We start from the raw sequence: 4,399 nt of genomic DNA, 5'->3' as shown, positions 1-4,399 counted from the left end.
ATCAATAGCAGAATTTTGACCGACAAAATAGGATAACAGAACAGCTTGGGTATTAGTTGGAGCTAGATTGCGAATTTGTTTGATAAACTCCTGTGCAGCAGGAACTGAACAATGTTCGTATCCAACTCTTTGACTGGTACTGATTCTGTAAATTTCCCAGTATCTAGATAATACATCTCTGTGGCTGCTCAAATTGTAGGCTTGTTTGTAGCTAACGTTCGTTTCCTCATCGCAACCTAACTGCTCCAGCGCCTTGCTTCGGTAATACAAGGCTTCCGCGTAGTCAGGTTTAAATTCAATGGCTTTGTTGTAGCTAGCTATTGCCTCTTCGTAAAAGTCTAAGCCATACAGCGCATTGCCACGAGCATACCAAGGTTTGTAGTAATTAGGGTTGATTTCTATGGCTTTGTCTAAGCTGGCGATCGCTTCTTCGTAGCTGCCTAAATTCTTCAGCACAACCCCGCGACCGTACCATGCTTTGTAGTCATTCGGGTTAATTTCTAAGAGTTTGTCGTAATCTTCACAAGTATAAATCTGCCGAGTTTGATCATCAGATGCTTCTGACTCATCTGTATTAACCAAGAAAGAGACGAGTGCTTTCTCAACAGTTGCTGACATCAAGTCTGAGTCAGAATCAGAGCGAAACTTAAGTTGATTGTACAGTTCTGGTGGCAGAGAAAATTTGAGCCTAACCTTTTGCACGCCAGCCTGAACCGTTTGCAGGTCAATTATCTTCTCTGGATTACTCATCTTCCACCTCTAAATGAGCTAGGTAGAGTGCGACTGCTTGCCTTGCAGTTGCTGATATGTGCTCTGAGTCAGCTTCTGCCCGATGTTTTAACTGCTGGTACAGTTTTGGCTGGGTATCTATTTCTATTGTAGATGTAACCTTTTGTTGACCAAATTCAAATTCTCCAGAGCGCCAGTCATAAAAATCTGGAGCACGCTGAATGAAGTATTTAAGACCAAACAGCCGTACAATAAATATAAAGCAAATCTTAAGGTTATCTCTGAACCGCTCTCGCTGTTGGTTTAAGTGATTTAAAATTCGCGGAACTGAATCCACTTTATAAAAGTTACCCTGACCACCATATCCGGTTTTAATATATTCAACAAAAGACTTTTCGATCCCTGTTATAAAAAGAACATCAATTTTATTTTTATTTGAAGTTTTCTCCACAACAATATTATATAAATTTTCAATCGGTTTATCTAGCTGCAAAACCTTAATTTGTTTTTTAGGCACTTCCTGCTGGACTCTCGAAATCAACCGCTTACTTTCAGCAGGAGAACACCGGACAAACAATAAGCGAAAGCCTTCTGTCCGCTTTAGAGTACGGACAAAGGTTTGATATTCTTCCTCCGGTTCGGGGGGTAAATCATCATCCCAATCACTTAAATCTGTGTTCATGGAAGTTTCGCCACAGCTTCTTTCAATTCGGAAATTCCTTGAATCAATGGGTGAATGTCATACCAACGCTGCATTTCTCCATCATCATCTAAATAGCGATATTCTAAAAGACAGCGGTTATACATCAAACTGCGATACTGGTCATCATTAACGATGCGTTTAGAACGGGAGACTTCCGCCAGCAGACACCATTGATGATTTTCCACAGCCCGATGATAGTCATCTCTGGCTTGAGTGATTGCTCGTCGCACTGCTTTTTCAGAAATTGGTAATTCTTCAGTCCGTCCAATAGCGTTTTGAGTTAACAATAGCAAATTTCTGACATGACCTCCACTCATCAAACACAATCTTTCTAAAGTTTGCTGACTATCAAAAATTCCGTTTTCCAGCGGGAGTTCTTGTTCAATTTGCCGGACTCGCTTGCGAATCACTTCTTTTACTTTCTTGAGTCCTGGTTGGTAAACTTCTCCTGTGTGAGTTTTGACCATAATCATCGGCAAAATCAAGCATTCACCATAGATATCTCTGATGTCTGTCGCCCGTTTAGAATACAGCATAGAAATAGGGGCAGTATAAATAAAATGGCAATCCAAAGCTTTGAGTTGTTCACTGCGGTCTAAAAAAATTTCTTCATGGTTCGTGTTTTCCCCATCTTTAACTAATACCATCCTGTCTAAGTTATCGACAATCACCGCCAGTTGAGTATAGCCGTTTGGTAGCTTACTTTTTGCATCTGCCAGAAATTCATTCAACATCTTAATTAAAGTGACAGTATGGGGATCGACTTTTCGGCGAATCTGCTGGCGTAATTCGGGAACGGCTCTTAAATTGGCTGTTAGCTTGGCAAATTGAGCGATTTGTGCTTCTAATTTCATGCTCTCAAACTCTATCGGAGTCAGCGCCAAATCTTTCAAATCTTGCCAGCGTTCTTTAAGCCAGTTTAGCACCGGACTAGCATCACCAAATTGCTGTAAATCTTTGAGCAATCGGCGGGTACAAGCGAGGAGAATATCTGTATATTGGGCATCTTCTGAGTCAATATCTTCTTCATCAGCGGCAAAATAAACAACATAGAATTTGCGATTTTCCAGATATTGCTTCAATCTCAGTAGTTCTGTAGACTTGCCCGCCCCCCGATGTCCAGAATACAATTGGCAAGTCTTTCTATCTGCTCGTTGTATGCGGTTCCCCAACTCTTGTAAAATATCCGCATCTCCCCGCACATCCTGACAATCAACGTACTTTGGATCACCTGCGGCTAAGGGTTCAAATGGGTTAAAGGCATTGTAGAGCTTGGTGAGTAACTCTTGACTATCAAGCATAGGTAAAAAATATTGCAATTTTTATCAAACGATGGTCAATTGTAAAATAAAGTTCGCCATAGGAGCATCCCAAATGTGCAAATTGCCCGCAGACTGGAAGTCTGGGGCTATACAAACAAAGCCTGCCTACGCAGGCTGTAATTAGTCCGCGCAGGCGGACTTTGCCTGTGTAGCCGCGAATTCTATTCGCCACTGTTTTTGCTGTTTTTGCAAAATTGGGATGCTCCCGTTCGCCATAGCTTAATATTAGTCTGCAATTCCACTGACAACCAATGATCATACTGTGGATAAACAGGCAATCTTGGCACTAATTCCCAGCCAGCAGGCTGTAAAATTTCCCTCAATTCCTCAAATTGGGGATGCGGATAATCAGGATTCACTTCATCTTTTGGTCCAATTCCCCCTAAATCTCTCGCACCAGCTTCTAAACACGCGAGTAACCATTGATCATCTTTGATTAAATTCGGCGGAATTTGAATTGTAATATCTGCTGGTAAAATTTGACGTGCCTGAAAAATAACTTTTGGCAATTGATGAGGATTAAAAGATGGTGCGTCAAAAGTTTGCTGATTTCCCGGACTATGAGGTTGCAAGATAACTTCTTGAATATGATGGTAACGTTGATGAATTTCGGCTATAGCTTCTAATGTTTTCCACCAATCTTGTTCTGTTTCTCCAATTCCTAACAGTAACCCAGTCGTAAAAGGTATCTTTAATTCTCCCGCCCACTGTAATTGTTGTAAACGCACTTCTGGTGTCTTACTCGGCGCGTGTTTATGCACTGTATTCAACAACTCTGGCGTTAACTGTTCCAACATTAACCCCATTGAAACGTTAACTTTCTTTAATTGTTGCATTTCCTCAAAACTCAAAGGTCCAGCATTCGTGTGTGGTAAAAATCCCATAGCCAAAGCTAACTCACACAAATCATAAATCCGCTGAAACCACCCCTGACGCCGTGGGGAAAGAGGATGCACCTCGCCACTCAGTATCAAGATTTCACAAACGTCTTGGTTGTGAAGTTGTTTGAAAAGTTTTTCAGCTTGTGAAATTGTTAGCCATTCGCTCTTACCCGGTTCTGTGCGAAAGTTACAATAAGCACAGCGATTGAAGCACTCGTAAGTCGGAACGACTGTGTAAGCAGGGCTGTAGGTAATTTTTTGGAAATGAGAATTTGGCATATGGGGGCGATCGCTCTTTTTGATGTATGTAACGCCATGTACGACTTTTTCTTAAGCCCGCTTTTTAACTCAGTTAGGGGATCTAAAGTCTAGGTTAGATCACGTGAAGATCCCCCCTAGCCCTGCTTAAAAAGGGGGGATCAAAATCGAGGTTGCACCAAAGCGTTATGTACATGTATATAACAGAAAATACTAATCTTCCTCTTTCACCCCCTTTTTAAGGGGGTCGCCGCAGGCGGGGGGATCAAAATCGAGGTTGCACCAAAGCGTTATGTACATGTATATAACTGAAAATACTAATCTCCCTCTTTCACCCCCTTTTTAAGGGGGTCGCCGCAGGCGGGGGGATCAAAATAAAGTTGCACCAAAGCGTTATGTACATGTATATAACAGAAAATACTAATCTTCCTCTTTCACCCCCTTTTTAAGGGGGTCGCCGCAGGCGGGGGGATCAAAATAAAGTTGCACCAAAGCGTTATGTACAT

4 protein-coding genes are annotated in these 4,399 nt (G+C 41.8%); all 4 read right to left on the bottom strand.

Going from position 1 to position 4,399, the window contains the following annotated elements; translation table 11 throughout:
- A partial coding sequence (locus AC5JM2_RS07960; protein WP_495834355.1) for a tetratricopeptide repeat protein occupies positions 1 to 750 on the bottom strand: 750 nt, incomplete at its 3' end.
- Complete coding sequence (locus AC5JM2_RS07955; RefSeq protein WP_495834354.1) at positions 743 to 1,411, bottom strand: hypothetical protein; 669 nt, start codon at positions 1,409 to 1,411, stop codon at positions 743 to 745. The genes AC5JM2_RS07955 and AC5JM2_RS07960, both read right to left, overlap by 8 nt.
- The gene (locus tag AC5JM2_RS07950; RefSeq protein WP_495834353.1) at positions 1,408 to 2,733 is read right to left on the bottom strand and encodes a P-loop NTPase family protein; all 1,326 of its coding nucleotides are present in this window, start codon (positions 2,731 to 2,733) and stop codon (positions 1,408 to 1,410) included. Before AC5JM2_RS07950 ends, AC5JM2_RS07955 begins: the two co-directional genes overlap by 4 nt.
- A gap of 182 nt (positions 2,734 to 2,915) precedes the next feature.
- Positions 2,916 to 3,914: a 7,8-didemethyl-8-hydroxy-5-deazariboflavin synthase subunit CofG gene (cofG, locus tag AC5JM2_RS07945; protein WP_495834352.1), complete on the bottom strand. Its 999-nt coding sequence runs from the start codon at positions 3,912 to 3,914 to the stop codon at positions 2,916 to 2,918.
- Between the last annotated feature and the right edge of the window lie 485 nt (positions 3,915 to 4,399).

It is taken from the genome of Brasilonema angustatum (assembly GCF_059505445.1).
This window is presented reverse-complemented; position numbering and strand designations above follow the sequence as displayed.